General features: G+C 67.1%; 22 protein-coding genes and 2 tRNA genes. 16 read left to right on the top strand and 8 right to left on the bottom strand.

Translation table 11 applies throughout. The annotated features are described in order from the left end of the window. Positions 1-8: 8 nt before the first annotated feature. Genes LZ017_RS02780 through LZ017_RS02790 form a run of 3 tightly spaced genes read right to left on the bottom strand, consistent with a single transcriptional unit; the run spans position 9 to position 3,996 of the window. The gene (locus LZ017_RS02780) at positions 9-2,066 is read right to left on the bottom strand and encodes a DUF3488 and transglutaminase-like domain-containing protein (RefSeq protein WP_241298506.1); all 2,058 of its coding nucleotides are present in this window, start codon (positions 2,064-2,066) and stop codon (positions 9-11) included. Next, complete coding sequence (locus tag LZ017_RS02785) at positions 2,063-3,073, bottom strand: DUF58 domain-containing protein (RefSeq protein ID WP_241298507.1); 1,011 nt, start codon at positions 3,071-3,073, stop codon at positions 2,063-2,065. Before LZ017_RS02785 ends, LZ017_RS02780 begins: the two co-directional genes overlap by 4 nt. Continuing rightward, on the bottom strand, positions 3,070-3,996 hold the full coding sequence (locus tag LZ017_RS02790; RefSeq protein ID WP_241298508.1) for a MoxR family ATPase: 927 nt from the start codon (positions 3,994-3,996) through the stop codon (positions 3,070-3,072). Before LZ017_RS02790 ends, LZ017_RS02785 begins: the two co-directional genes overlap by 4 nt. 49 nt (positions 3,997-4,045) lie before the next feature. On the opposite strand from LZ017_RS02790, the gene LZ017_RS02795 reads away from it, so the two are divergent. The 3 genes from LZ017_RS02795 (at position 4,046) to LZ017_RS02805 (ending at position 8,272) form a co-directional block, all read left to right on the top strand. After that, positions 4,046-4,981 (top strand): histone deacetylase family protein, encoded by a 936-nt coding sequence (locus tag LZ017_RS02795; RefSeq protein ID WP_241298713.1) that lies wholly within the window; start codon positions 4,046-4,048, stop codon positions 4,979-4,981. Positions 4,982-5,065: 84 nt separating this feature from the next. Further along, positions 5,066-6,361, top strand: coding sequence for a mechanosensitive ion channel family protein (locus LZ017_RS02800; protein ID WP_241298509.1), 1,296 nt, complete (start codon positions 5,066-5,068; stop codon positions 6,359-6,361). A gap of 30 nt (positions 6,362-6,391) precedes the next feature. Next, positions 6,392-8,272: a DUF3857 and transglutaminase domain-containing protein gene (locus tag LZ017_RS02805; protein WP_241298510.1), complete on the top strand. Its 1,881-nt coding sequence runs from the start codon at positions 6,392-6,394 to the stop codon at positions 8,270-8,272. 9 nt (positions 8,273-8,281) lie between these two features. Here the strand turns inward: LZ017_RS02805 and LZ017_RS02810 are convergent, their stop codons facing one another. Continuing rightward, the gene (locus LZ017_RS02810; RefSeq protein ID WP_241298511.1) at positions 8,282-9,292 is read right to left on the bottom strand and encodes an NAD(P)-dependent alcohol dehydrogenase; all 1,011 of its coding nucleotides are present in this window, start codon (positions 9,290-9,292) and stop codon (positions 8,282-8,284) included. 196 nt (positions 9,293-9,488) lie between these two features. On the opposite strand from LZ017_RS02810, the gene LZ017_RS02815 reads away from it, so the two are divergent. Continuing rightward, positions 9,489-9,719: a DUF3079 domain-containing protein gene (locus tag LZ017_RS02815; RefSeq protein ID WP_241298512.1), complete on the top strand. Its 231-nt coding sequence runs from the start codon at positions 9,489-9,491 to the stop codon at positions 9,717-9,719. 58 nt (positions 9,720-9,777) lie between these two features. Here the strand turns inward: LZ017_RS02815 and LZ017_RS02820 are convergent, their stop codons facing one another. Continuing rightward, positions 9,778-11,304 (bottom strand): fumarate hydratase, encoded by a 1,527-nt coding sequence (locus tag LZ017_RS02820; protein WP_241298513.1) that lies wholly within the window; start codon positions 11,302-11,304, stop codon positions 9,778-9,780. 194 nt (positions 11,305-11,498) lie between these two features. On the opposite strand from LZ017_RS02820, the gene nhaA reads away from it, so the two are divergent. Continuing rightward, complete coding sequence (gene nhaA / locus LZ017_RS02825; protein ID WP_308194057.1) at positions 11,499-12,668, top strand: Na+/H+ antiporter NhaA; 1,170 nt, start codon at positions 11,499-11,501, stop codon at positions 12,666-12,668. Between the two features lie 73 nt (positions 12,669-12,741). Here nhaA and LZ017_RS02830 read toward each other — a convergent pair whose 3' ends face one another. Further along, a complete protein-coding gene (locus LZ017_RS02830; RefSeq protein WP_241298514.1) occupies positions 12,742-13,374 on the bottom strand; it encodes a TIGR00645 family protein in 633 nt (210 codons plus the stop codon). Between the two features lie 242 nt (positions 13,375-13,616). Between LZ017_RS02830 and acs the strand changes: the two genes are divergently transcribed. After that, positions 13,617-15,575: an acetate--CoA ligase gene (gene acs, locus LZ017_RS02835; RefSeq protein WP_241298515.1), complete on the top strand. Its 1,959-nt coding sequence runs from the start codon at positions 13,617-13,619 to the stop codon at positions 15,573-15,575. Positions 15,576-15,799: 224 nt separating this feature from the next. Here acs and LZ017_RS02840 read toward each other — a convergent pair whose 3' ends face one another. Next, positions 15,800-16,108: a c-type cytochrome gene (locus tag LZ017_RS02840; protein WP_241298516.1), complete on the bottom strand. Its 309-nt coding sequence runs from the start codon at positions 16,106-16,108 to the stop codon at positions 15,800-15,802. A gap of 130 nt (positions 16,109-16,238) precedes the next feature. On the opposite strand from LZ017_RS02840, the gene LZ017_RS02845 reads away from it, so the two are divergent. Then, a complete protein-coding gene (locus LZ017_RS02845) occupies positions 16,239-16,487 on the top strand; it encodes a TIGR04438 family Trp-rich protein (RefSeq protein WP_241298517.1) in 249 nt (82 codons plus the stop codon). Between the two features lie 79 nt (positions 16,488-16,566). Here the strand turns inward: LZ017_RS02845 and ilvD are convergent, their stop codons facing one another. Continuing rightward, entirely contained in the window at positions 16,567-18,255 is a 1,689-nt protein-coding gene (gene ilvD, locus LZ017_RS02850) for a dihydroxy-acid dehydratase (RefSeq protein WP_241298518.1), read from the bottom strand. Between the two features lie 109 nt (positions 18,256-18,364). On the opposite strand from ilvD, the gene LZ017_RS02855 reads away from it, so the two are divergent. From LZ017_RS02855 to LZ017_RS02895, 9 genes are all read left to right on the top strand, one after another. Continuing rightward, positions 18,365-19,249 (top strand): LysR family transcriptional regulator, encoded by an 885-nt coding sequence (locus LZ017_RS02855; protein WP_241298519.1) that lies wholly within the window; start codon positions 18,365-18,367, stop codon positions 19,247-19,249. Positions 19,250-19,297: 48 nt separating this feature from the next. After that, on the top strand, positions 19,298-20,302 hold the full coding sequence (locus LZ017_RS02860) for a tetratricopeptide repeat protein (RefSeq protein WP_241298520.1): 1,005 nt from the start codon (positions 19,298-19,300) through the stop codon (positions 20,300-20,302). Between the two features lie 72 nt (positions 20,303-20,374). Further along, on the top strand, positions 20,375-21,175 hold the full coding sequence (lgt, locus tag LZ017_RS02865) for a prolipoprotein diacylglyceryl transferase (protein WP_241298715.1): 801 nt from the start codon (positions 20,375-20,377) through the stop codon (positions 21,173-21,175). A 79-nt stretch (positions 21,176-21,254) separates the two neighbouring features. Further along, entirely contained in the window at positions 21,255-21,980 is a 726-nt protein-coding gene (gene dnaQ / locus LZ017_RS02870) for a DNA polymerase III subunit epsilon (protein ID WP_241298521.1), read from the top strand. 88 nt (positions 21,981-22,068) lie between these two features. After that, a tRNA-Val gene (locus tag LZ017_RS02875) sits at positions 22,069-22,143 on the top strand. 62 nt (positions 22,144-22,205) lie between these two features. Then, positions 22,206-22,280, top strand: a tRNA-Val gene (locus tag LZ017_RS02880). A 465-nt stretch (positions 22,281-22,745) separates the two neighbouring features. Beyond that, complete coding sequence (locus LZ017_RS02885; protein WP_241298522.1) at positions 22,746-23,768, top strand: extracellular solute-binding protein; 1,023 nt, start codon at positions 22,746-22,748, stop codon at positions 23,766-23,768. A 3-nt stretch (positions 23,769-23,771) separates the two neighbouring features. After that, on the top strand, positions 23,772-24,857 hold the full coding sequence (locus LZ017_RS02890; RefSeq protein ID WP_241298523.1) for an ABC transporter ATP-binding protein: 1,086 nt from the start codon (positions 23,772-23,774) through the stop codon (positions 24,855-24,857). Continuing rightward, complete coding sequence (locus LZ017_RS02895; protein ID WP_241298524.1) at positions 24,848-26,506, top strand: iron ABC transporter permease; 1,659 nt, start codon at positions 24,848-24,850, stop codon at positions 26,504-26,506. Before LZ017_RS02890 ends, LZ017_RS02895 begins: the two co-directional genes overlap by 10 nt.

A 26,506-nucleotide genomic window follows, 5' to 3' on the forward strand; every position in this document is an offset into this window, starting at 1 on the left:
GCAATCCGTCATCGGTCGGTCCGTCGCAGCCGGGCGGCGGCACGCTGGAATTGTCGCCGCCAGGCCAGGCGCGCGCCGGCACCCGCGGCGGGCGGGCCGGCGGCATAGCGCTGGCGCTCCAGCTGCAGCAGCAGCTCCACCAGCGGCGTGGCCGCGGCGCCATGGCGATCGGCCAGCAGCCGGGCCCAATGGCGCGGGCTTTGCTGCGCGGTGGCGGCCACGCCCAGGCGCTGCAGCCGGCGGATCAGCCAGCGCTGCTGGCGCGTCCAGGCGTCATGCGGCCGGCTGCGCCACAGGCTCCACAGCGCGCCGGCGCCGGCGCTGGCGGCCAGCAGCAAGCCGGCGGTCTGCAGCAGCGCCTCCCAGTCCGGGCGGGCAAAGCCCAGGCGCTTGAGCAGCTCGAACTGGTCGCTGCGCGCGTAGTTCAGCACCTGCTGCTGCCAGCGGTTTTCCAGCACCTCCCAGGCCTGGCGCAGGCCGGCCCACAGGCGCGGGTCGACCTGCGACAAGGCATTGGCCAACACGCCCGGCGGGCTGCGCAGCGGGCGGCCGCGTATGCGTTCCGGGGCCACCGCGGCGGTGGGGTCCACGCGTTGCCAGCCCTCGCCTTCGAGCCAGTACTCGGCCCAGGCATGGGCCTGGCTCATGCGTACCACCAGGTAGCCGTCGGACAGCTGCGGGTCGGCGCCCTGAAAACCGGTGACCACGCGTGCCGGCACGCCGGCCGAGCGCATCAGCACGACGAAGGCGGCCGCGAAGTGCTCGCAGAAGCCCTGGCGACGGTCGAACCAGAACTCGTCGACGCGGTGCGGGCTGGCCTCGCCATAGAGGCCGGGGGCCAGCGTGTACTCGAAGCCGCCGCCGCGTATCTCTTGCAGCAGGCGGCCGGCCAGCGCGCGCGACAGCGCGGCGGGGGCGGCCAGCGCCGGGTTCTGCTGCAGCAGGCGGCGCTGCTCCAGCGCCCAGGCGCGGCTGCGCGGGTTGAGTCCGGCGGGCAGGTCCAGCTCGCCCAGCAGCTCGGGGCCGCGCTGCAGCGGGCCCAACCGGGCGGCGGGGTAGGCCTGGGCCTGCAGCCGCAACCGCTCGACAACCGGGCGGCGCGCCACCCACTGGCCCTGCACGGCGCGGCGCAGCGTCAGCTCGCCGGCCTCCAGCGGCGCGCCGGGCTCGCCCGGCGCATGCTCCAGCAGCGGGATGGTGGTGATGCGCAGCGGTTCCACGGTCATCTCGTAGGCACGCGGCGTTCCCTGCATCGCGAACAGCGGTGTGCGCGAGGGCGCCTGGCCGCCCCAGGGCAGCGCCGTCGGCGCGGCGTGCCAGGTCTTGCCGTCGAAGCGGCTGAGCACCTGGCCACGGAAATAGAGTTGGGGCTGCGCGGGCGGCGGCGCGCCGTCGCTGAACTTCAGCCGCAGCGCGATGCTGTCGTCCACCGCCAGGTCGGTGAAGGCGCCCAACTCCATCTGGTCGGACAGGCCGGTGCGGGCCTGCTCGTTCTGCGGCAGCCCCCACAGCGGCGGCAGGCGCGGGAACAGCAGGAACAGCGCCAGCATCACCGGCATGCCCCACAAGGTGTTGCGCGCGGCGATGCGCGCGGCGAGCAGAAGCCGGGGCTGACCCAGCGGCATCTGCGCCAGCACCAGGCTGGACAGCAGGGCCCACACGCACAGCAGGGTCCACAGCGCGGTCAGCAGCGACTGCGAGTAGAGGAACTGCGTGAGCACCAGGAAGAAGCCCAGGAAGAAGACCACGAAGGCATCGCGCCGCGCCCGCAACTCCAGGGTCTTCAGCCCCATCAGCATGGCCAGCATGGTGATGCCGGCCTCGCGGCCCAGCAGGGTGCGGTGGGTCAGCAGGGTCAGGCCCAGCACCAGGCCGAGCACGACGAACAGGCTCCAGCGGCCCGGCAGCGGCGCGCTGCGCCAGGCCAGCACGGCGCGCCAGCACAGGATGGCGGCAGCGGCCGCGCTGGCCCAGACGGGCAGGTGGCCCGCATGCGGGACCAGCGTCGCGGCGATGGTGGCGAGCAGGAACAGCGTGTCCCGCGCCTCGCGGGGCAGCGGCTTCATCGGCGCGGCTCCTCGGCCAGCGCCAGCGCTTCCATGCAGGCGCGGCGCTGCTCGGGGCCCAGCGCGGGCGGGATCTCCACGCCGGGCAGGCGCAGCCCGTAGGGCCGGCCCTGGGCCTCGGCACGCTCCACCCAGGCGGCAAGCCGGGACAGCCGTGCCTCGAAGTCCGCACCCGCGGTCTGCGCGAGCGACAGCCACAGCTGCTGCGCCTGCGCGCTGCGGCGCTCGCGCACCCACAGCTGCGGCTCGCGCTCGCCCTCGTCGGCGCGCGCCAGCGCCAGCGCGGACTTCTTCCACAGGATCATGCGCGGCGAATCGCCGCGCAGATAGCCGCGCACGCCGTCGGGCTCGCCGCTGCCAGGATGGGCGCCGGGCAGACCCTGGCCGCCCGGGTTGTCCGGCCAGGGCGGGGCGCCGGCCTCGGGCAGCGGGTAGACCCAGGCGCGCGCGGCCGGACGCCACAGGCTCCAGGCGCCGAACAGGCCCAGCGGGAAATGGGTGGTGATGCGCAGCAGTGGCAGCTCATGCAGGCCGCGGCCGGGCAGCTGGATGCGCAGCTGCAGCGAGGCATGGCCTTGCGCGGGCACGTCGGTGAAGGCCCGCTCGCGATCGCTGGCCGGGTTCAGCCCGATGCCGTAGCGCGCCCGGCCGGGGTTGTGCAGGCGCAGCTCCAGCGCCAGTGGCTGGCCGGCAAGACCTGGCCCCGGCGTGCGCAGGTCCAGGCTCAGACCGCTGAGGTTGCCGTGCGTGGCATGCATGGAGGCCAGGCCGGCGCCGGCGAGCAGGAAGCACAGCAGATAGCCCAGGCTGAGCTGGTCGTTGATGGACGCCACCAGGATGACCAGCAGCGTCGCGCAATACGCCAGCCCAGGCCGGCTGGGCAGGATGTAGATGTTGCGCTGGCCCAGGCGCAGCGTGTCGCGCGGCGTGTGCCGGCTCCACCACCACTGGCGCCAGCGCTGCCGCAGGCCCTGGCCTTCGGCGCCGCGCTCGGGGCTCGCGTTCACGGGATGGGCACGGCCGCCAGCATCGCCTGCACCTGCTCGCGCGCGCCGCGCGCGCTGCCGGCGCGCGGGCGCAGCCGGTGCGCGATGGCCTGCGGCAGGATGGCCTGGAGGTCGTCCGGCGAGACATAGTCGCGCCCGGCCAGCAAGGCCTTGGCGCGCGCCGCGCGCAGCACCGCGAGGCCGGCGCGCGGGCTCAGGCCCTCGTGGAACCACTGGCCGGATCGCGTCGCCTCGATCAGCGATTGCAGATAGTCCAGCAGCGCGTCCGAGACATGGATGGCGGCGACCTGCTTCTGCAGCGCCTGCAGCGTGGCGCCGTCCATCACCGGCTTGAGCGCGCGCAGCTGCTCGCGGCTGTCCTCGCCCTGCAGCATCTCGCGCTCGGAGCGGCGGTCCGGGTAGCCCAGGCTGATGCACATCAGGAAGCGGTCCAGCTGCGACTCCGGCAGTGGGTAGGTGCCCAGCTGCTCGCTGGGGTTCTGCGTCGCGATCACAAAGAAGGGCTGGGGCAGGGCATGGGTGGTGCCGTCCACGCTGACCTGGTATTCCTCCATCGCCTCCAGCAGCGCGCTCTGCGTCTTGGGGCCGGCGCGGTTGATCTCGTCGGCCAGCAGCACCTGGGTGAAGACCGGCCCGGGATGGAACTGGAAGCCGCCGCGCTCGCGTTCGTACAGGCTCACGCCCAGCAGGTCGGAGGGCATCAGATCGGTGGTGAACTGCACGCGCGAAAAGCGCAGGCCCAGCGAGATGGCCAGCGCGTGCGCCAGCGTGGTCTTGCCGACGCCGGGCAGGTCTTCGATCAACAAGTGACCCCCCGCCAACAGGCAGGCCACGGCGTCCTCGATCTGGGCGGCCTTGCCACGGATGATCGTGCTAATCTGGCGTTGCAGGGCGTGAAGAGGTTGCAAGGCATCCGGATTCATGGCCTTCACGTTAACCGAAATGTGGCGCCGTCAGGGCGCGATGAGCACGATGTCCACCGCCTATCTCAGCCATCCTGCCTGCCGCCGACACGACATGGGACCGGGCCATCCGGAATGCCCGCAACGGCTGGACGCGATCGAAGACTGGCTGATCGTGCATGGCATGGATGCCGCGCTGACCCGCGTGGACGCGACCGAGGTGGACCTGCGCACCGTGGAGCTGGCGCATACCCACGGCTATGTGGCCGAGCTGGCCGATCTGCTGCAGTCGCTGGCCAGCACCGGCGAGAGCCGCGCGGTGGACCCCGACACCGTGGCCATGCCCCACACCTGGGCGGCCGCGCTGCGCTCGGCCGGTGCCGCGGTGCAGGCCACCGACCTGGTGCTGGACCGCAAGGCCAGCAACGCGTTCTGCGCCGTGCGTCCGCCGGGTCATCATGCGACGCGCGACCAGAGCATGGGCTTTTGCTTCTTCAACAACGTCGCCATCGCCGCGCGCCACGCGCTGGACAACCGCGGGTTGCGCCGCGTCGCGGTGGTGGACTTCGATGTCCACCATGGCAACGGCACCGAGGACATCCTCGCCGGCGACGACCGCGTGCTGATGGTCTCCATCTTCCAGGACCCGCTCTTTCCCTACAGCGGCGCGGTGCCCAAGGGCACCAACATGGTCAACATCCCGGTGCCGCCCTACACGCGGGGCATGGACATCCGAGAGATGTGCGAGGCGCAGTGGTTCCCGGCGCTGGAGGAGTTCCGGCCCGAGATGATCTTCATCTCCGCCGGCTTCGATGGCCACCGCGAGGACGACATGGGCCAGCTGGGGCTGACCGAGGCCGATTACGAATGGTTCACGCTGCGCATCATGGACGTGGCGCAGCGCCACGCCCGCGGCCGCGTCGTCTCGGTGCTCGAAGGGGGCTACCATCTGGGGGCCCTGGCGCGCAGCGTGGGCGCGCATCTGCGCGCGCTCGCCGGCGTGTGAGCCGCGCGTGAGCGGCTTGCGCGCGCCGCCGGCGGCGCCTGCTGTTGCCTCACCCTCCCGCGCCTCGCGCGGGCCTGCCTTCCGATGACCAATGCTCTGAGCTTCGACAAGCTGGAGGCCTTGCTGGCCTCCTTCCTGAAACCCTCGTCCCTGATCGAACTGGGCCTGACCGTGGCCTGCCTGGGTCTGTCCTGGCTGGTGGTTTCGGCGCTCAAGCGCCGCATGCCGCAGCATGACGCCAACTCGGTGCTCTTCGGCCAGCACGCGGTGGACGGCGTGCTGTTTCCGGTGCTGGCGCTGCTGCTGGCCATCCTGGCGCGGCGCAGCATGCCGATGATGGGGCTGCCGGTCGCGGTGTTCAAGCTGATCATCCCGGTGATGATCTCGCTGGTGGTGATCCGGTTGTTCGCGCGCGTGCTGCGCGCGGCGCTGCCCGCCTCGCGCTGGGCCGGCCTGATCGAGCGCAGCGTGTCCTGGCTGGCCTGGGGTGGCTCCATCCTGTGGATCACCGGCGTGCTGCCCATGCTGATGAGCGATCTGGACGGCATCACCGTCAAGATCGGCGCCACCAAGGTCACCGCGCGCGACGTGATCGAGGGCGGCTTCTCGGCGGCGCTGGTGCTGGTGCTGGTGCTGTGGCTGTCCTCGGTGATCGAGGCCAAGCTGATGCGCAACGCCAACATCGATCTGTCCATGCGCAAGATCGCGGTCAACCTGACCCGGGCCGCGCTGATGTTCCTGGGGCTGATCGTCGCGCTGTCGGTGGCGGGCATCGACCTGACGGCGCTGTCGGTGCTGGGTGGCGCGGTGGGCGTGGGCATCGGCTTTGGCCTGCAGAAGCTGGCGGCCAACTATGTCTCGGGCTTCGTGATCCTGGCCGAGCGCTCGCTGCGCATCGGCGACATGGTGCGCGTGGACAACTTCGAAGGCCGCATCAGCGACATCAAGACGCGCTACACCGTGATCCGTGCGCTGGGCGGGCGCGAGGCCATCGTGCCCAACGAGACCCTGATGACCACGCGCGTGGAGAACCTCTCTCTGACCGATCCGCGCGTGCTGCTGTCCACCGTGGTGCAGGTCGCCTACGGCACCGACGTGGAGGCACTGATGCCGCGCATCGTCGAGCGCGTGAGCCAGGTGCCGCGCGTGCTCAAGGACCCCGGGCCCTCGGTGCAGCTGAGCAACTTCGCGGCCGACGGCCTGGAGCTGACGGTCTACTTCTGGATCGGCGACCCGGAGAACGGCCAGGGCGGCCCGCGCTCGGACGCCAACCTCGCCATCCTGCGCCTGCTCAACGAGCTGGGCATCGACATTCCGTTCCCGCAGCGGGTGTTGCATCATGCAATGCCGCCACCGGGTGAAGCGGTCCATCGCTCATAAATACAGACATACAGACCAGGGAGGGTCGATATGAAGAAAGGTTGGAGGAACTGTGTGAGTGGCTTGGCGGGAATGGTCTTGGCTATTTCCGCCTGGGCGGCATCGACACCGCAGCGGGTCGCCACCGATCTGGGGGCGCGGGTTGAGCAGTATGTCGAGCGCCATGTGGTAGCTGAGGATGGCAGCGAAGTGAGCCACTATCGACAGGTCAACCGGCTGCTCAAGGCCGATGAGGCGGACCATGTCCGCAAATACTCCATCAGCCACAGTGCCAGCGCGCAACGGCTCGAGATCGTTGAAGCCTTTACCCGCAAGGCCAACGGGCGCAAATTGGTGGTGCCCAAGAGCAACTATCAGCTGAAGACGGCGTCTGGCCGCAGCGGCGCCGCGGCGCTGTTCAGCGACTGGAACGAGACGGCCGTGGTGTTTCCGGATCTGCAGGTCGGCGATGCAGCGGAAATCAGCTATCGCATCGTGACGCGCCAGCCGCTGTTTCCCGGACATTTTTCGCGGGTCGCGGAGTTCTCGCGCAGCGTCGCCTTCGACAAGGTGGACATCACCGTGGACGCGCCGCGCAAGATGAAGCTGCAGTTCGCCAACTGGCACATGGGCTTTAGCCGCCAGGAGCAGGGCGCCCGCCAGCTGCTGCGCTGGACGCTTGCCCAGCCGCAGGCCTTGGTGAACGAGCGCCGCGACTACTCGGTCTACGCGCAGGGCACCGAGCCTGGGTATGCCGTGTCAAGTTTCGAGAGCCCGCGCGACATCGCGCAGCGCTACGTGGAGCGTGCCGAGCCCAAGGCCGTGGTCACGCCCCGTATCCAGGCCCTGGCCGATCAGATCACGGCGGGAGCTGAGGGACCCAAGGCGCAAGCGAATCTGCTGTATGACTGGGTGTCGCGAGAGATCGGCTATGCGGGCAACTGCGTGGGCATCGGCGCGGTCGTGCCGCGTGACCTGGGTGTGGTGCTGGACAACCGCATGGGCGACTGCAAGGACCACACGACCCTGCTGCAGGCCTTGCTGGCCGCCAAGGGCATTCCCAGTCACCAAGTGCTGGTGAACTCAGGCAACCTCTATGCATTGCCTGAGGTTCCCGTTCTCAGCATGGTGAACCATGTCATCAACTATCTCCCGTCGCTCGGGCTCTTCCTGGATTCGACCGACCCGGATGCGCCGTTTGGTCAATTGCCCTTGAGTGTTCAGGACAAGCCCGTGCTGGCCGCCAGTGCGGACGTTCCGGCGCGCACGCCCGGCGATGATGGCCGCGCCCGCCAGACGATGGACGCGCGCTATCGCATTGGGGCTGATGGCAGTTTCGAGGGCGAGGTCCGGATAACGGCCGAGGCGCGCTTCGGTCAGATGCTGCGCGTGGGCTTCAAATCACTCAGCCAGGACCAGCGAGACGGCATGGTCAAGCGCCACTTCGAATCGGCGCGCATCCCGGCTGACGGTCAAATGAAGCGCTACAGCGATCCGCAACAGCGCACGGACCAGTTCGAGTACGAGGCCAGTTTCAAAACCCAGCCGCTGTTGCGCACCGGGGCAGCCGGCGCCTTTGGCATCGGCCCCATGCTGTTCAGCCCGGCGCCTGTGCCGGCCTATGCCCACGCGGCGCTTCAGCCAGCTCCGGACCATGCGGTCCTGTGTTTCTCCTCTGCCTCTGAGGAAACCTACGAGATCACCCTGCCCGAGAACATGCAGGTGTTGTCGATACCGACGGATACCGCCTACAACGGGCCGCTGGTCAGCTATGAGAGCAGCTACCGGTTGGAAGGGCGCTTGCTGCATGTGAAGCGCCGCATTGCCGATCGCATGCCGTCAAACGTCTGCTCGCCGGAGGTCATCGCGGCATACCGCGAGGCCTTGCAGCCGATGCTCAACGACCTGCGCCAGCAAGTGCTCTACAAGTGAGGTGACGGCTCAGAAGTCCGCGTCCAGCACCACCCGGTAGCGCGCCTTGCCGGCGCGCAGGTGGTCCAGCGCCTCGTTGACGCGGCTCATCGGGAAGCGCTCCACCTGCGGCAGGATCTGGTGGCGCGCGGCGAAGTCCAGCATGCGCGCCAGCGTGCCGGGCGCCGGGGTCGGTGACGCCGACAGGCTGCGCTGCCAGCTCAGCAGGCCGCCGCTCTTGAGGTTGAGCTTGTCGGTGACCACGCCGACCAGGTGCAGCCGGCCCTTGGGCGCCAGCGTCGCGATCAGCGAGTCCCAGTCCAGCGTGGCGCCAACGGTGACGAGCAGGAAATCGAGCTGGCCGGCCACGCTCTTGAGTTCCGCGCGGTCCACGCTGGAGACCGTGCGGTGCGCTCCCAGCGCCAGTGCTTCCTCGCGCTTGGCGGCCGACGAGGTGAAGGCGGTGACTTCGCAGCCCCAGGCGCGCGCGAACTTCACGGCCAGATGCCCGAGCCCGCCAATGCCGACCACGCCGACGCGATCGGTCGGCTTGATCGCATGCAGCTGGAAGGGCAGGAAGACCGTGCCGCCGCCGCACATCAGCGGCCCGACCGCGGCCGGGTCCAGACCGGCGGGGATGGGCACGGCCCAGCTCCAGTGCGCATGCAGGGCCTCGGCGAAGCCGCCATGGCGGCCGATGATGGTGGGCTGGCGCTGGCCGCAGAGGTTTTGCTCGCCGGACAGGCAGAAGTTGCAGTGGCTGCAGCTGCTGGTGTGCCAGCCCACGCCCACGCGCTGCCCGACCTCGCGCCCCTTGACCCGGGATCCCACCGCGGTGATGGTGCCCACCACCTCGTGGCCAGGCACGACCGGATAGCTGGCGGGGAACCATTCGCTGTCGATCATCGCCAGGTCCGAATGGCAGATGCCGCAATGCTCGACGCGGATCGCCACCTCTTCCTCGCCCAGCGGGCCGGGGTCGTAGCTGAAGGGCTGCAGCGGGCCGCCCTGGGCAAGGGCGGCATAGGTGCGCAGGGTCATCGCGTTCTCCTCGTGGTGCTGGAGGCCGGATGCTAGCGCGCCGCACCCCGGGCGGGCGTCGCTCAGGAGTCAGCCGGGGCGGGGGTAGGGCCATGCGGGCCGACGGAGCTTCCGCTTGAGGCGGGTCAAATCCATGCTGGCGACGCGTGCGCATGCTGTCGGGACCGGCGGGCGCAGGGCGCGGCCGGCCTCCGCGATGGCCAAAAAATTCCCGATCCAACCCGCCAACCCCGGCCGCATCTGCTGGGGCTGCGACAAGTACTGCCCCGCCGACTCGCTGCAATGCGGCAACGGCAGCATCGCCACGCCGCATCCGTCCGAGCTGTTCGGCGAGGACTGGATGAGCTGGGGCCTGGACGCGCGCCGGGAGCCCGAGCCCGCGCTGCCCGCCACGGCGCCTGACGCGGTGGCCAAGCCCGAGAACTGAGCGCCCCCGGGGCGAAAAAAAGCCGCCTTGCGGCGGCTTCGCTTCGGGGCTGTCGGCCTCAGGCCACGGCCACCGGGATCTTGCCGATCTTGGCCTGCCATTCGGCCGGGCCGGTCTGGTGGGCGCTGGTGCCGCCGGCATCGACCGCCACGGTCACCGGCATGTCGACCACGTCGAACTCGTAGATGGCCTCCATGCCCAGGTCTTCGAAGCCGACGACCTTGGCCGCCTTGATGGCCTTGGAGACCAGATAGGCGGCGCCGCCGACGGCCATCAGGTAGGCGCTCTTGGCGTCACGGATGGCGTCGATCGCGACCGGGCCGCGTTCGGCCTTGCCCACCATCGCGATCAGGCCGGTCTGCTCCAGCATCATGCGGGTGAACTTGTCCATGCGCGTGGCGGTGGTGGGGCCGGCCGGGCCGACCACCTCGTCGCGCACCGGGTCGACCGGGCCGACGTAGTAGATGACGCGGTTGGTGAAATCGACCGGCAGCTTCTCGCCCTTGGCCAGCATGTCGTGGATGCGCTTGTGCGCGGCATCGCGGCCGGTGAGCATCTTGCCGTTGAGCAGCAGGGTCTGGCCGGGCTTCCAGCTGGCCACCTGCTCCTTGGTCAGGGTGTTCAGGTCGACGCGGGTGCTCTTGTTGTAGTCGGGCGCCCAGTGCACGTCGGGCCACAGGTCCAGGCTGGGCGGCTCGATGTAGCTGGGGCCGGAGCCGTCCAGCACGAAGTGCGCATGGCGGGTGGCGGCGCAGTTCGGGATCATCGCGATGGGCTTGGACGCGGCGTGCGTGGGGTAGGTCTTGATCTTGACGTCCAGCACCGTGGTCAGGCCGCCCAGGCCCTGCGCGCCGATGCCCAGCGCATTGACCTTCTCATACAGCTCGATGCGCAGCTCTTCGAGCTTGTTCTGCGGGCCGCGCTGCAGCAGCTCGTACATGTCGATGTCGTCCATCAGCGCTTCCTTGGCCAGCAGCGCCGCCTTCTCGGCCGTGCCGCCCACGCCGATGCCCAGCATGCCGGGCGGGCACCAGCCGGCGCCCATGGTGGGCACGGTCTTCAGCACCCAGTCGACGATGTTGTCGCTGGGGTTGAGCATGTAGACCTTGCTCTTGTTCTCCGAGCCGCCGCCCTTGGCCGCGACGGTGATGTCCACGGTGTTGCCCGGCACCACCTCCATGAAGACCACGGCCGGCGTGTTGTCCTTGGTGTTCTTGCGCTCGAAGATGGGGTCGGACAGCACGGAGGCGCGCAGCTTGTTGTCCGGGTGGTTGTAGGCGCGGCGCACGCCCTCGTTGATGGCGTCCTGGATGGAGCCGGGGAAGTCCACCCAGCGCACATCCATGCCGATCTTCAGGAAGACGTTGACGATGCCGGTGTCCTGGCAGATCGGCCGGCGGCCTTCGGCGCACATGCGGCTGTTGGTCAGGATCTGCGCGATCGCGTCCTTCGCGGCCGCGCTCTGCTCGCGCTCGTAGGCGCGCGCCAGGTGCTGGATGTAGTCGGCGGGGTGGTAGTACGAGATGTACTGCAGCGCGGCGGCGACGCTGTCAACCAGGTCAGCGTATCGAATCTGTGTGCTCATGGTGCGAGTCCGTGGACAAGGGAGGCTGGCGGGCGGGCGATGCCGCGGAACTGGTGCATCATCCCGCCCTTGGCTTGCATGGTGCTGAAGTGTGCCGGGATCAGTCTCCGCCGCAAGGCGGGGACGGGCTCGCGGTACAAGGCCGCACAGCCTGCCAGTGTACTGAAGCCCAGACATGAGAGGAGGTCCAGCCCGTGATCCGGCGTTCCCTGCAACGGTTTTTTGCCATGGAGTCCGCGGGCGGCATCGTGCTCGCGATGGCCGCGCTGGCGGCGCTGCTGGTCAGCAATTCCGGCCTCGGCGGCTGGTACCAGTCCTTCACGCAGTTCCCCGGCGAGCTGCGCATCGGCGGCGACTGGCTGGTGCTGGCCAAGCCGCTGATCGTCTGGGTCAATGACCTGTGGATGGCGGTGTTCTTCTTCCTCGTCGGGCTGGAGATCAAGCGTGAGTTCGTCCATGGCGAGCTGTCGCAGCGCTCGCAGGCGGTGCTGCCGGCGGTGGCGGCGCTGGGCGGCATGGCGGTGCCGGCGCTGATCTATGCCGCGGTGAACTGGGGCGAGGCCGTCCCGCTGCGCGGCTGGGCCATTCCGGCGGCGACGGACATCGCCTTCGCGCTGGGCATCGTGATGCTGCTCGGTGCGCGGGTGCCGGCCTCGCTGAAGGTCTTCCTGACCGCGGTGGCCATCATCGACGACCTGGGCGCCATTGTCGTGATCGCGCTGTTCTACACCCACCAGCTGTCGCTGCCCATGCTGGGCGGGGCGCTGTTGTGCCTGCTGGCGCTGTTCGCGCTGAACCGCGCGCGCGTGATGCGGGTGGACCTGTACATCGTGCTGGGCCTGGTGATGTGGACCTGCGTGCTGAAGTCCGGCGTGCATGCGACGCTGGCCGGCGTGGCCACGGCGCTCTTCATCCCGTCCAGCGACGGCAAGGGCGGTTCGCCGGCCGAGGACCTGGAGCACGGGCTGCATCCCTGGGTGGCCTTCCTGATCCTGCCGATGTTCGCGTTCGCCAACGCGGGGGTGTCGCTGGCGGGGCTCAAGCTCGCCGACTTGCTGCATCCGATCTCGCTGGGCATCGCGCTGGGGCTGCTGCTGGGCAAGGCAGTGGGGGTGTTCGGTGCGTCCTGGCTGATGATCCGCCTGGGCCTGGCCGAGAAGCCGCGCGGCGCGGACTGGGTGCAGTTCTTCGGCGTCTGCGTGCTCTGCGGCATCGGCTTCACGATGAGTCTGTTCATCGGCGGCCTGGCCTTCGCGGGGCTGGACGGCGACTACGACACACGCGTCAAGCTGGGCGTGCTGGGCGGGTCGCTGCTGTCGGGGCTGCTGGGCACGCTGATCCTGACGCGGCGGCCGGCCCGCTGAGCGACGAGCGCCCATGAAAAAACCGCCCTCGGGCGGTTTTCTCTTGTGGGCCGGGCCGTTGGCCCGACGCCCTTCAATGCGCGTCGTCGCCGGCGCCGTGGGACAGCAGGCGGTCGGTCAGCGCGATCGCCAGCGCCGAGAACAGGAAGGCGATGTGGATGATGGTCTGCCACATCAGCGTCTTCTCGGTGTAGTTGTCGGCGTTGATGAAGGTCTTGAGCAGGTGGATGGACGAGATGCCGATGATGGCGGTGGCCAGCTTGACCTTGAGCACCGAGGCGTTCACATGGCTGAGCCATTCGGGCTGGTCCGGATGGCCCTCCAGGCGCATGCGCGACACAAAGGTCTCGTAGCCGCCGACGATCACCATGATGAGCAGGTTGGAGATCATCACCACGTCGATCAGGCCCAGCACCACCAGCATGATGATGGTCTCGTTGATCTTGGCGATGGGCTCGTAGCCGATGGTGTTGCCGCTCGCATCCTTGATCGCGGCGGCCTTGTAGCCAATGCTCTTGACCAGCGAGGCCAGCGCGTCTTGGTGGCCGAAGGCGGCCTCGATCAGGTGCACCAGCTCGGTCCAGAACTGGAACACATAGACCGCCTGCGCGAGGATCAGGCCGACATAGAGCGGCAGCTGCAGCCAGCGGCTGCCGAAGATCAGCGCGGGCAGGGGGCCCAGTTTGGTGATGGCGTTCTGTGTCATGAAGTTCCGTGGGTCAGGGGCGGCAAACGCGCGATTCTAGGGAAGCCCGGCCGGTAACACCGAGGTACGAGGTCAGAATGCGGGGATCCGACTAGGGTGAACCCCAGCCGGTTCGCACTGGCGGTCTTGTACAAGAGTAAGGGCTTCGTCAGTGTGAAATCGCACAGTTCCCGACAACCCTGGACCCACAGAGTCCGCCGTTAGACATGCAGCAGCCCGCGCCGGGCACGGAGACAAAGGCCATGAGCGACAAGCACTATCCCCCACCCGCAGCCCTGGCAGCCAGCGCCCACGTCGCGGGCATGGCGGCCTATGACGCGCTGTGCAAGGAAGCCGAGACCGACTACGCCGGCTATTGGGCCCGCCTGGCGCGCGAGTTGCTGAGCTGGAAGAAGCCCTTCACCCGCACGCTGGACGAGAGCCAGGCGCCGTTCTTCAAGTGGTTCGACGACGGGCTGCTGAACGTCTCCTACAACTGCCTGGACCGCCACGTCGAGGCGGGCCGCGGCGATCGCACCGCGATCATTTTCGAGGCCGATGGCGGCGAGGTCACCCGGGTCAGCTATGCGCAGCTGCTGCTGCGCGTCGCGCAACTGGCCAACGCGCTGAAGGCGCGCGGCGTCAAGAAGGGTGACCGCGTGGTCATCTACATGCCCATGTCCATCGAGGGCGTGGTCGCGATGCAGGCCTGCGCGCGCATCGGCGCCACCCACTCCGTGGTGTTCGGCGGCTTCTCGGCGCAGTCGCTGCGCGACCGCGTGCAGGATGCCGGCGCGGTGATGGTGATCACCGCCGACGAACAGCAGCGTGGCGGCAAGGCGCTGGCGCTGAAGGCCATCGTTGACGAGGCGCTGGCCGACAACAGCTGCCCCACCGTGCGCGACGTGATCGTGTACAAGCGCACCGGCGGCAGCATCGCCTGGGTCGCCGGCCGCGATCAGTGGCTGCATGAGCTGACCGAAGGGCAGAGCAGCCAATGCGAACCCGAGTGGGTGGAGGCCGAGCATCCGCTGTTCCTGCTCTACACCTCGGGCTCCACTGGCAAGCCCAAGGGCGTGCAGCACAGCACCGGCGGCTATCTGCTGCATGCGGCGCTGACCACCAAGTGGACCTTCGACCTGAAGGACGGCGACGTGTTCTGGTGCACGGCCGACATCGGCTGGGTCACCGGCCATACCTACATCACCTACGGCCCGCTGGCGCTGGGCGGCACCGAGATCGTCTTCGAAGGCGTGCCCACCTATCCGGACGCCGGCCGCTTCTGGAAGATGATCCAGGACCACAAGGTCACGATCTTCTACACCGCGCCGACCGCGATCCGCTCGCTGATCAAGGCCGCCGAGACCAACGAGGCGGTCCATCCCAAGAACTACGACCTGTCCTCGCTGCGCCTGCTGGGCTCGGTGGGCGAGCCCATCAACCCGGCAGCCTGGGAGTGGTACCACCAGCATGTGGGCGGCGGCCGCTGCCCCATCGTCGACACCTTCTGGCAGACCGAGACCGGCGGCCACATGATCACGCCGCTGCCGGGCGCGACGACGCTGGTGCCGGGCTCCTGCACGCTGCCCTTCCCGGGCATCACGGCGGCCATCGTCGACGAGCTGGGCAACGACGTGCCCAACGGGCAGGGTGGCATCCTGGTCGTCAAGAAGCCCTGGCCGTCCATGATTCGCACCATCTGGGGTGATCCGGAGCGCTTCAAGAAGAGCTACTACCCGTCCGAACTGCGCGGCTACTACCTGGCCGGCGACGGCGCGATCCGCGACGAGAAGACCGGCTACTTCACCATCACCGGCCGCATCGACGACGTGCTGAACGTCTCGGGCCATCGCATGGGCACGATGGAGATCGAGTCCGCGCTGGTCAGCTGCACCGAGCTGGTGGCGGAGGCCGCGGTGGTGGGCCGTCCCGACGACACCACCGGCGAGGCGATCTGCGCCTTCGTCGTGCTCAAGCGTCCGCGTCCCAGCGGCGATGAGGCCAAGGCCATCGCCAAGCAGCTGCGCGATCACGTGGCCAAGGAGATCGGCCCGATCGCCAAGCCCAAGGACATCCGCTTCGGCGACAACCTGCCCAAGACCCGTTCCGGCAAGATCATGCGTCGCCTGCTGCGCTCGGTCGCCAAGGGCGAGAGCGTCACGCAAGACACCAGCACGCTGGAGAACCCGGCCATCCTGGAGCAACTGGGCCAGGCGTACTGACCACACCCCCGCCCGGCTCCTCGGGCGTCGCTGGAGACTTCGAGGCCCGCCATTGGCGGGCCTCTTTACTTCTGACTTGCTTCTGCCGGCTCGGCAACGGGGCGCGGCGCCGCCCCAATGGAAAGGCCCGCCAGTGGCGGGCCTTGATTCAGCCACCGAGGCTCGCCGATCCGGCTCTTGGCCGGTCTGGCGAGCCCGCCCCTTGAGGGGCCGGCGGAGAGGGCTTACTTGACCGTCAGGACCCACTTGGCCAGGGTCTCGGCTTCGGCCGGCGTGACCTGGGTGTTGGCGGGCATGGGGACGGGGCCCCAGACGCCGGAGCCGCCCTTGACGATCTTCTCGGCCAGCTTCTTCACGGCGTCCTTGTCCTTGGCGTACTTGGCCGCGACGTCCTTGTAGGCCGGGCCCACCAGCTTCTTGTCCAGGGCATGGCAGGCCATGCAGTTCTTCTTCTGCGCCAGATCCTGGCTGGCGTAGGCGGACGGAGCCGCCATCAGGGTGGCTGCGGTCAGGGCGATCAGGGCGTATTTCATGGCATCCTTTCGGGTCAGGTCCGGGGTCAGTCCTGGGTTGGTGCCGAGCAGGCCCAAGCCCGCTCGGGCTGGCGAAGATTCTACGGTTGCAGCCCTGCGCTGGCAGGAACAACAGCACTGGGAGTGTGCGATGTGGTTTGTGGTGATTGGGGTCCTCATGATCTTGCTCAAAGTCGGCGAGATCGGACCGGTGGCGCAGTGGAGTTGGTGGCTGGTGCTGGCGCCGTTTCCACTGGCCACGATCTGGTGGGCCTTCGCCGACAAGTTCGGCTACACCCAGCGCGAGGCCATGCGGCGCATGGACCAGAAGAAGGACGCGCGCCGCCAGAAAGCGCTGGAGGCGCTGGGGCAGGGCGACAAGAGCAAGCGCCGGCGCTGAGACCGGCGCACCCGGCACATCTGGCGCGTCTGGCGAGCGGCGGCTCGCTGCCGCCGCGGCCTTCGATGTCGCGGCGCGCTTACTCGAAGCGGTCCAGCACCGCGCCGTGGCTGGCGCTGGCGGCGTTCTTCGCGAACTTGGCGAGCACGCCGCGGGTGTAGCGCGGCCCCGGCTGCACCCAGGCCGCGCGCCGGCGCGCCAGTTCCGCGTCGTCCACATGCAGCTGCAGCAGCAGCTGGTGGGCGTCGATGGTGATGGTGTCGCCTTCCTGTACCAGCGCGATCGCGCCGCCCTCATAGGCCTCGGGCGCCACATGGCCGACCACCATGCCCCAGGTGCCGCCCGAGAAGCGGCCGTCGGTGATCAGGCCCACGCTCTCGCCCAGGCCCTGGCCGATCAGCGCGCCGGTGGGCGCCAGCATTTCCGGCATGCCGGGACCGCCCTTGGGGCCCAGGTAGCGCAGCACCATCACGTCGCCGGCCTGGATCTTGCCGGCCATGATGGCGGCCAGCGCCGACTGTTCGTCGTCGAACACGCGCGCCGGGCCGGTGATCACGGGGTTCTTCAGCCCGGTGATCTTGGCCACGCAGCCTTCCGTGGCCAGGTTGCCCTTGAGGATGGCGAGGTGGCCCTGCGCGTAGAGCGGATCGCCGACCGGGCGGATCACGTCCTGGTCCGGCGACAGGTCCGGCACCTCGGCCAGGTTCTCGGCCACGGTCTTGCCGGTGATGGTCATCGCGTCGCCGTGCAGCAGGCCGTGCTTGAGCAGCTCCTTCATCACCGCGGGAATGCCACCGGCGCGGTGCAGGTCGATCGCCAGGTACTGGCCGCTGGGCTTGAGGTTGCACAGCACCGGCACCTTTTTGCGCATGCGTTCGAAGTCGTCGATGGTCCATTCGACGCCGGCCGCGTGGGCGATGGCCAGATAGTGCAGCACCGCGTTGGTGGAGCCGCCGGTGGCCAGGATCACCGCCACCGCGTTCTCGATCGCCTTCTTGGTGACGATGTCGCGCGGCTTCAGGTCCTTCTTCACCGCCTCCACCAGCACGCCTGCGGCCTTCTTGACGTTGTCCACCACCTCGTTCTCGACGTTGGCCATCGTGGAGGAGTAGGGCAGGCTCATGCCCAGCGCCTCGAAGGAGGAGCTCATGGTGTTGGCCGTGTACATGCCGCCGCAGGAGCCGCTGCCGGGGATGGCGCGCTTCTCGATCTCGCAGAAGTCCTCTTCGCTCATCTTGCCGGCGCTGAACTGGCCCACGGCTTCGAAGACGCTGACGATGTTGAGGTCCTGGCCCTTGTACTTGCCGGGCAGGATGGTGCCGCCGTAGATGTACAGCGCCGGCACGTTGGCGCGCAGCATGCCCATCATGCCGCCGGGCATGTTCTTGTCGCAGCCGCCGATCACCATCACGCCGTCCATCCACTGGCCGCCGACGCAGGTCTCGACGCAGTCGGAGATGACCTCGCGCGAGACCAGCGAGTACTTCATGCCCTCGGTGCCCATGGCCATGCCGTCGCTGATCGTCGGCGTGCCGAAGATCTGCGGGTTGGCGCCGGCCGCCTTCAGCCCTTCGACGGCGGCATCGGCCAGGCGCTGCAGACCGGAATTGCAGGGCGTGATCGTCGAATGGCCGTTGGCCACGCCGATCATCGGCTTGTCGAAGTCGCCGGCCTCGTAGCCCAGGGCGTAATACATCGAACGGTTGGGCGCGCGGGCCACGCCCTCGGTGATGTTCTTGGAGCGGCGGTTGGCGGGGCTGGAACTCATGTCTGGCATCCGAAAGGGTTGAACAGATTCTTGCAAGTATCCCGAGCGCAAACCCTAGGGTCCAATATATAGTGACCGTGGATTTGATTTGTGGAATGTATCAATCCTCATGATCGAGCTTCGCAGCCTGCGCCAGTTCCTGGTGCTGGCCGAGGAACTGCATTACGGCCGCGCGGCGGAGCGCCTGCACATGACGCAGCCGCCGCTGAGCCTGGCCATTCAGAAGCTGGAGGCGCAGCTGGGGGTGGCGCTGCTGGAGCGCGGTCGGCGTGTCGTCGCGCTGACGCCGGCGGGGCAGGCGCTGGTGGAGCAAGGCACGCGCCTGATGGAGTTGGCGACCCAGCTGCCGCAGCGCGTGCGCGCCGCGGCCAGCGGCGAGCAGGGGCGGCTCAGCCTCGCCTTCGTCTCCACCGTCGGCTATGGCGAGATGCCGCGCTGGCTGCGCGGCTTTCGCGAGCAGCATCCGGGTGTCGCGCTCAACCTGCTGGAGGCCACGCTGGATGTGCAGCAGCAAGGCTTCGAGCGCGGCGACCTGGACGCCGGCTTCGTGATCCATGCGCCGGACGCGGTGCCGCCCGGTTTCGCCCGCCTGTCCATCGGCATGGAGCCCATGGTGCTGGCCCATGCGGAGGACTGGGGGCTGGGCCGGCGCCCCGCGCTGGCGCGTCTGCTGGCCGAGCCGCTGGTGGTGTTCCCCCGCGAGATCGCGCCCTCACTGTTCGATGCGCTGCTGGGTTTTTATCGCGCGCATGGCGCGACGCCGCAGATCGCCCAGGAAGCCAATCAGATGCAGACCATCGTCAACCTGGTGTCCGCCGGCATGGGCGTGGCCTGGGTGCCGCGCTCGGTCTGTGCGCTGCAGCGGCCCGGCGTGCGTTACCTGGAGCTGGCCGGCGATCCGCCGCAAAGCGAGACCAGCCTGATCTGGAAAGAACCCGCGGCCCCTGTGGTGAGCCGTTTCGTGGACCATGTGCGCGCGGCGCTGGCGTCCTGACCCCCATGCGTCGGGGCGCCCGCGGCCATCGATACGAGGAGTGCTGGAGTGAGTCTGTTTTTCCATCCCCGCCTGCGCCTTACGCTGGCCGCCCTGTTGACGAGTGCCGCGTTGATGCCGTCGGCACAGGCCGTGGTGTTCAAGGACCCGGCCTTGCAGGCCCTGCTGGACGCCGGCCAGGCCGATCTGCTGGAGCAGGCGGCGCAGCGCCGCCTGAAGTCCCAGCCCGACGATCCGCAGGCTGCTGTGGCCTGGACGCTGGGCGTGCTGGACCTGGCCGATCCCGCGCCGCTGCGCCAGGCCCTGCAGGCGCTGGAGCGCTGCCAGCAGCGCGCCCAGCCCGAGCCGGCCTGCTCGTACGCGCAGGCGCTGGGCCTGTCCTTGCAGGCGCGCCAGGGCAGCAAGCTGAAGATGCTGTCGCAGGTCGGCAAGGTGCGCGACCTGCTGCGCCGCGCGCTGGATCGCGCACCCGAGATGAATGAAGCGCGCAGCGCGCTGGCCCAGCTCTACCTGGCGCTGCCGGCGATGGCCGGTGGCGGCGAGGAGCGCGCCCGCGCGCTGGTGCAGGAGGCGCGCGACGCCGACGAGCAGCGTCTGCTGCGCGCACGCATCGCGGCCCATCGCAAGGACTGGGTGGCGATGGAGCGCGAACTGCGCGCGGTGCGCAGCAACAAGCCCGGCTTGCTGCTGGAGCTGCGCCTGCTGTGGTCCGAGCTGGGGCGCGAGTGGATGTTCCAGGGCGAGCTGGACCGGGCGCAGGCCTGGTTCGAGCAATTGATCAAGGAGCAGCCGCGCCAGGCCATGGGCCCCTATGGGCTGGGCCGCGTGCTGGACGCGATGGGCCGGCATGAGCAGGCCATCGCCAGCTTCGAGCGCGCCCGCCAGATGGAGGGCGCGGACTCGCTGGCGCTGGACCACCGCATCGGCATGGCCTGGCAGGCCATGGGCGACAAGGCCCAGGCACGCGCCGCCTACGAGCGCTACATCGCCAGCCGCCGTGCCAGCCCCAACAACATCGAGGACTGCCGCAAGCGCCTGCAGGAACTGGGATGAGCCGCCGCCTGTCGGCCGGGGCCGGTGTGCCTCGCCTATGATTCGCCGCTTCTGAACGAGAGTGACTTGAACATGCTGGTACATCCCCGCTTCGACGCGGTGGCCCTGCAGCTGGGGCCCGTGGCCATCCATTGGTACGGACTGATGTACCTGACCGCCTTCGGCCTTTTCCTGTGGCTGGCCGGCCGCCAGGTGGCCAGGCCCTGGAACGCCCAGATGGGCTGGACGCGCCGCGACGTCGACGACTTGCTGTTCTTCGGCGTGCTGGGCGTGGTGCTGGGCGGGCGCCTGGGCTATGTGCTGTTCTACAAGCCTGACTACTACCTGCAGCATCTGGGCGAAGTGCTGGCGGTGTGGAAGGGCGGCATGTCCTTCCACGGCGGACTGCTGGGCGTGATCCTCGCAATGGCGCTGTTCGCCCGCCGCAAGGGCTGGAGCTTCTTCACCGTGGCCGACCTGGTGGCGCCCTGCGTGCCCACCGGGCTGGCGGCGGGCCGGCTGGGCAACTTCATCAACGGCGAGCTGTGGGGCCGCGCGGCCGACCCCAGCCTGCCCTGGGCGATGATCTTCCCGCAGTCCGGCAGCAACCTGCCGCGTCATCCCAGCCAGATCTACCAGTTCCTCGGCGAGGGCTTGCTGCTGTTCGTCGTGATGTGGTGGTTCGCGCGCAAGCCGCGGCCCCTGGGCGCGGTGTCCGGGCTGTTCCTGACGGGCTATGGCGTGGCGCGCTTCGTCGCCGAGTATTTCCGCGAGCCGGACGACTTCCTGGGCTTGCGTGCGCTGGGCTGGAGCCAGGGCCAATGGCTGAGCCTGCCCATGATCGTGATCGGCATCGCGATGATGGTCTGGGCCTACCGCCGCCAGTCCCGCTGAGTGTTGCAGGCCGGCCGCGCGGTGCGGGCACCGCCGGCGGCGACAATAGGCCTTCACGCGCTGAAGGCCACTCCCGACCATGAGACAGATCTTTTTTGACACCGAAACCACCGGCCTGAATCCCGAGAGCGGGGACCGCGTGGTGGATATCGGCTGTGTCGAGATGCTGAACCGGCAGCTGACCGGGCGCCATCTGCATTTCTACCTGAACCCCGAGCGCGACATGCCCGAGGAGGCCTTCCGGGTCCACGGCCTGAGCGAGGAATTCCTGGCCGACAAGCCCAAGTTCGCCGAGGTGGTCGACGAGCTGCTGGACTTCCTGAAGGGCGCCGAGCTGGTCATCCACAACGCGGCCTTCGACGTCGGCTTCATCAACGCCGAACTGAAGCGCTGCGGGCGGCCGCTGCTGCACGAGGTGGTCTCGAGCGTGCTGGACACGCTGCTGATGGCGCGCGACATGTTCCCCGGCAAGGCCAACTCGCTGGACGCGCTGTGCCGCCGCCTGGAGGTGGACAACAGCAACCGCGAACTGCACGGCGCCGTGAAGGATGCGGAGCTGCTGGCCGAGGTCTACATCCGCCTGACGCGCGGCCAAGACTCGCTGGTGATTGACGAGGCTGGCAGCGGCAACGGCGGGCAGGGCGGCGAGCAGGAGATGGAGGCGGTGGACTTCGCGCTCTTCAACCTGCCGGTGCTGGTGCCGACGGCCGAAGAGCTGCAAGCCCACGAGGCCGTGCTGGCCGACCTGGACAAGGCCAGCGGCGGCAAATGCCTGTGGAAGCCGGCCGAGGCGTCAGCGGCTTGAGCCGGCCGCTTCTTGTCACGGCAACAAAATCCATGGCATAATCTCTTTCTTTCCCGGTTCGCGATAAAGCAACGCGCGACGCAAGACCGGGCGGTTAGCTCAGTGGTAGAGCACTGCCTTCACACGGCAGGGGTCGCAGGTTCGAACCCTGCACCGCCCACCAGACCCGGCATTGTCGGGATGTCTTGCCCCAGCGCTTCATGCGCCATGATCGCCACGAATACCGGGCGGTTAGCTCAGCGGTAGAGCACTGCCTTCACACGGCAGGGGTCGCAGGTTCGAACCCTGCACCGCCCACCACCATCAGACCCCGCAAGTCATCGGCTTGCGGGGTTTTTTGTTGCCTCCCCGCGCAAGGCTTCGCGACGATCCCACGGCCCCAAGGCCTTCGGCCGCAACGCAGCGGGGCGGCCGGCATGATGATCGACCGGGCACCGCCATGGACGCCCCCCCGGCTTGGCGCATCAATGCGTGCTCAAGTCCTGGCGCCGCGCATGGGCCGCTTGGCGCCCCAGCCTGTCTTGAGATCTGAGCCGCGCAAATGGCCGTCCGCGCGTTGAAGGTGGTGTTGCCGCCTCCGCGTTTGCCCCGTTCGGCTCGGCCTCACCGGGCGCGTCGCCGGGACTTGATCGCCTCACCATCAAAAATACTCATCGATGAGGCAGGAACAGTCATGACATTTCCTCCGGTGTAATGGAATTTTCATTATCGATTTCTAGCATGAGAAAAGCTTATGTTTGATTTTCTCAAGAAAGAAAGATCGAAATGGATATTCGGGTATTTTGTGGATTTGTGTCTAAATTGATACTGAATTCACTTGAAAAAACAATTGGGGCTGCCGTTCTTTTCTCCCTTGCTTGCACGACTGTCATGGCCAAGGACGTGGTGTTGTACTCGTCTGTCAGCACCCAGGCCATCGACGCCGTCGTTAGCGGCTTCGAAACTGAATATCCCAACATCAAGGTGTCCGTGGTTCGAGCCGGTAGCGGTTCCTTGCTTCAGCGCCTCAAGGCGGAAGCTGGGAACCCCCAGGCGGACATCATTTGGGCGGGTACCCCGGGAGTCTTGCCTCTCTATAAAGATTTGCTGGAGCCATACCTTTCTCCTGAAGCGGCAGCCTACGACAGGAAGTTGATCGGATTGGAAAATCGCTGGTTGGCGATTGAAAGCCATTTGCATGTATTCCTGGTCAATACGCGCGCCCTAAAGGGGGCGAAGATGCCGCAAAGCTGGAAGGATCTGCTGACTCCTGCTTGGGAGGGCAAGATCATCATGGGTAATCCCGAGCAATCCAGTTCAGCTTATGAGCAACTGGCTGGAGTCAATCACTTCTTCGGCAAGACCGCCGCGGACTCATTGGCGCGCAATGCCTCGACTGTTGCGACATCCAGTGCAGTGAATACTGGGGTGGCGCGGGGTGAGTTTGCAATTTCAATAACACCGGAATACCTCGCCATGGACTATGTGCGGAACGGTGCCAAGAACATTGATGTGGTCTATCCAAAGGATGGTGTGTTTGTCTCCTATTTCACGACTGCGATTGTGAAGGGAGGCAAGAACGCAGATGGCGCTCGTTTGCTGTATGACTACCTGGCGTCGAAAAAGGGGCGTGAACGTGTGCTGGCGGCAACTTATCGTCGCCCCAGTCGCGGTGATATAGATGTTGCTGCCATTGCTCCCGTTCCAAGTTCTAAGAATCTGACGCTGCTGCCGATTGAAGAGCAACTTTCCACCAATAACCATGCCGCCTATATCGAGCGTTGGAAAAAGGTTCATCAGGGAAAGTAAGCCATGACGACATTGAGTTTGCGGGGTATTGAATGTCGCTACGGTGAGGTTCGGGCTTTGGAGCCTTTGGATCTGACGATTCCGTCTGGTGAATTGTTTTCGCTGCTCGGTCCCAGCGGTTGTGGCAAGACCACGCTGTTGCGCCTGATTGCGGGCTTCGTACAGCCGAGCGCAGGGCAACTGATGTTCGACGATGAAAACGTGACGGATCAGCCTCCCCATGCGAGAAACATCGGGATGGTGTTTCAAGACTACGCTTTGTTTCCCGATCGCTCGGTGTTCGACAACGTGGCGTTTGGATTGCGTGCCCGTCATGTGGAGAAGCATGCGATCCGCATCAAGGTCGAGGCCATGCTCGCGCGTATGGGCTTGTCTGGCATGGCCGATCGCCGTCCTGCTGCTCTGAGCGGCGGCCAGCGCCAACGCGTGGCAATGGCGCGAGCACTGGTGATTGAGCCACGTATTCTTTTGCTGGATGAGCCGCTGTCGGCGCTTGATGCCAAGTTGCGCTTGGAGCTGCGCCAGGTAATTCGTGAAGTTCAGAAAGAGTTCGGGATTACCACGCTGTTCGTGACGCATGACCAGGACGAGGCGTTGGCTATTTCAGACCGCATTGCCTTGCTGACGCGGGGCCGCATGGAGCAGGTGGGGACGCCGCAGGAAATCTACGATCACCCGGCCAGCGTCTTTTCCGCGGATTTTCTAGGCGGAGCAAATTTGCTGCGAGTGGCTCAGCCTTTGCTCGTCAATCCCCGTCGTGCGCGCTACACCTTGGCTGGCCAGCAGTTTGAGTCGGCGCTGGGATCTGCGGGAATCCCAAATGAGGGCTGGCGACTGTGCGTGCGCCCGCAAGCCTGGGTCCCACGTGCTGGCACCTGCACGGAGCATGGCGTGTTACGTGGGACGGTGTTGAGTCGCGAATTCTTTGGCGGCCATGCTTCCTATTTGATTGATCTCTACACGGGCACGCCGGTCAAGGCGATCGCGCCACGCGAACACGGCGAAGCAATGTATGAGCCGGGCACGGAAATCGAATTGCCGCTGCCGCCTTGTGCTGTCTTGTTGCCAGGAGAGCAGGCATGCGCCTGACGCGCCTGAAGGGCTGGCAGGGGCTCAGCATGGCGGCGTTCATGGTGACCATTGCCGGGTTGATCTGGCCGCTGTCGGATCTGCTTGTGGGCAGTGTCCGCACGTCAGCCGGGGGCTGGACGTTGGCGGGCTACCGTGATTTCTTCCTGCATCGCCCAACGGTATTGCTTAACACGCTGGTACTGGGCGTTTGCGTCACCGTGCTGTCCACGTTGCTGGGTGGACTGTTGGCATGGATGGTGGCCCGGTATCGTTTTCGTCTTGCGCCCTTATTGGGCATTCTTGCGATGGTCGCATTGGTGATGCCCGATATCGTTGTGGCGCAATCATGGATGTTGGTGCTCGGTAACGATGGATTCTTGACCAACTGGCTGGCGGATCGAAGTATTTATTTGCCTTCTTTGTATGGATGGTTTGGGCTGATTCTGGTGCTGACAGTGCAAAGCTATCCCTATGCCTTCGTAACCCTGTTGCCCGGCTTCAAGAGCATGGATCGCTCCCTGGAGGAGGCCTCGCTGAGCTTGGGGGAGCCGCCATCACGTGTGCTCTGGCGGGTGACCCTGCCGATGTTGCTGCCCGCTTTGCTCGCGTCCGCTTTGCTGGTATTCACCCACGTCATCAACGAATTCAGCATTCCTGCTGTGCTGGGCTTGCGGGTGCCCGTCATGTCGGTGGCGATTTACAACGAATTCCTCAGTGAGCGGGGCGGCAACCCCTTGGTGTATTCCTCGATGGCGACGGTGCTGGTTGCCGTCGCCTTGCTGGCGCTATGGCTCCAGCGGCGAGTCATGGCAGGGCGAGACTTCCGCATGGAGTCCGGTCGTTCGGTTGCCGCGGTTCCGGCACGCGGCGGGATGAGATGGGCCATTCAAGCGATTGCTTTGGGATTTATTGCCTTCAGCGCAGTGCCGCTGGGTAGCGTTCTGGTGTCGTCGGTCAGTGAAGCGGCGGGGCCGACGCTGAGTTACGGAACCTTCACATTGGAGAACTTTCGGCGCGCACTGGATATTGCCGGCCCCGCCTGGATCAATTCGCTCAAGCTGGCCACGATCTCCACCTTGCTGGGGACCGTCTTCGCGACGGCGGTTGCCTATTGCATCGTCAAGAAACCTTCTCGTCTGACCGCTCTGCTGGACATGCTGTTGACTGTACCTTTGGCCGTTTCCGGCACGGTGCTGGGGATCGCACTGATCGCGTCGTTCAATCATGGCTGGCTGGTGCTGACGGGAACGCCTTTCATTTTGGTGTTGGCGTATTTCTGGCGCCGCGTTCCGTTTGGCGTTCGCTCGGCGGTTGGCGCTTTGCACGGCTTGCGCGATTCCATTGAGGAGGCGGCCATCAGTCTGGGCATGCGGCCCTTCCAGACCTTTTTCCGTGTGATTGTTCCGGTGATGGCGCCGGCCATCCTGGCTGCGGCTACGCTGATCTGGGTCACGACACTTTCTGAGTTCCCCGCCACGCTGGTGCTGTATTCGAGTGGCTGGTCGACGTTGGTCGTCGAAATTTTTCAGCAACTGGACAATGACCGCGCCGCTGTGTCCTCGGCCATGAGCGTGTTGCTCCTGGTTTCGATCTCGCTGCCCATGATGGTGGCTTATCTTTTCAATATGGACGTCCTTGGCGTCAAATCAAATAAATATCAGGACTGA

Origin of the sequence: Pelomonas sp. CA6 (assembly GCF_022549225.1) — a bacterium.
Classification (GTDB): Bacteria; Pseudomonadota; Gammaproteobacteria; order Burkholderiales; family Burkholderiaceae_C; genus Roseateles.

Excerpts from the sequence above, each read along its gene's own strand:
- LZ017_RS02800 (WP_241298509.1), top strand. The coding sequence starts at position 5,066 with ATGACCAATGCTCTGAGCTTCGACAAGCTGGAGGCCTTGCTGGCCTCC.
- LZ017_RS02790 (WP_241298508.1), bottom strand. The coding sequence starts at position 3,996 with ATGAATCCGGATGCCTTGCAACCTCTTCACGCCCTGCAACGCCAGATT.
- LZ017_RS02805 (WP_241298510.1), top strand. The coding sequence starts at position 6,392 with ATGAAGAAAGGTTGGAGGAACTGTGTGAGTGGCTTGGCGGGAATGGTC.
- LZ017_RS02885 (WP_241298522.1), top strand. The coding sequence starts at position 22,746 with ATGGATATTCGGGTATTTTGTGGATTTGTGTCTAAATTGATACTGAAT.
- LZ017_RS02855 (WP_241298519.1), top strand. The coding sequence starts at position 18,365 with ATGATCGAGCTTCGCAGCCTGCGCCAGTTCCTGGTGCTGGCCGAGGAA.
- LZ017_RS02815 (WP_241298512.1), top strand. The coding sequence starts at position 9,489 with ATGGCCAAAAAATTCCCGATCCAACCCGCCAACCCCGGCCGCATCTGC.
- LZ017_RS02780 (WP_241298506.1), bottom strand. The coding sequence starts at position 2,066 with ATGAAGCCGCTGCCCCGCGAGGCGCGGGACACGCTGTTCCTGCTCGCC.
- LZ017_RS02845 (WP_241298517.1), top strand. The coding sequence starts at position 16,239 with ATGTGGTTTGTGGTGATTGGGGTCCTCATGATCTTGCTCAAAGTCGGC.
- LZ017_RS02840 (WP_241298516.1), bottom strand. The coding sequence starts at position 16,108 with ATGAAATACGCCCTGATCGCCCTGACCGCAGCCACCCTGATGGCGGCT.
- LZ017_RS02795 (WP_241298713.1), top strand. The coding sequence starts at position 4,046 with ATGTCCACCGCCTATCTCAGCCATCCTGCCTGCCGCCGACACGACATG.
- LZ017_RS02810 (WP_241298511.1), bottom strand. The coding sequence starts at position 9,292 with ATGACCCTGCGCACCTATGCCGCCCTTGCCCAGGGCGGCCCGCTGCAG.
- LZ017_RS02895 (WP_241298524.1), top strand. The coding sequence starts at position 24,848 with ATGCGCCTGACGCGCCTGAAGGGCTGGCAGGGGCTCAGCATGGCGGCG.
- dnaQ (WP_241298521.1), top strand. The coding sequence starts at position 21,255 with ATGAGACAGATCTTTTTTGACACCGAAACCACCGGCCTGAATCCCGAG.
- ilvD (WP_241298518.1), bottom strand. The coding sequence starts at position 18,255 with ATGAGTTCCAGCCCCGCCAACCGCCGCTCCAAGAACATCACCGAGGGC.
- lgt (WP_241298715.1), top strand. The coding sequence starts at position 20,375 with ATGCTGGTACATCCCCGCTTCGACGCGGTGGCCCTGCAGCTGGGGCCC.
- LZ017_RS02830 (WP_241298514.1), bottom strand. The coding sequence starts at position 13,374 with ATGACACAGAACGCCATCACCAAACTGGGCCCCCTGCCCGCGCTGATC.
- acs (WP_241298515.1), top strand. The coding sequence starts at position 13,617 with ATGAGCGACAAGCACTATCCCCCACCCGCAGCCCTGGCAGCCAGCGCC.
- LZ017_RS02890 (WP_241298523.1), top strand. The coding sequence starts at position 23,772 with ATGACGACATTGAGTTTGCGGGGTATTGAATGTCGCTACGGTGAGGTT.
- LZ017_RS02820 (WP_241298513.1), bottom strand. The coding sequence starts at position 11,304 with ATGAGCACACAGATTCGATACGCTGACCTGGTTGACAGCGTCGCCGCC.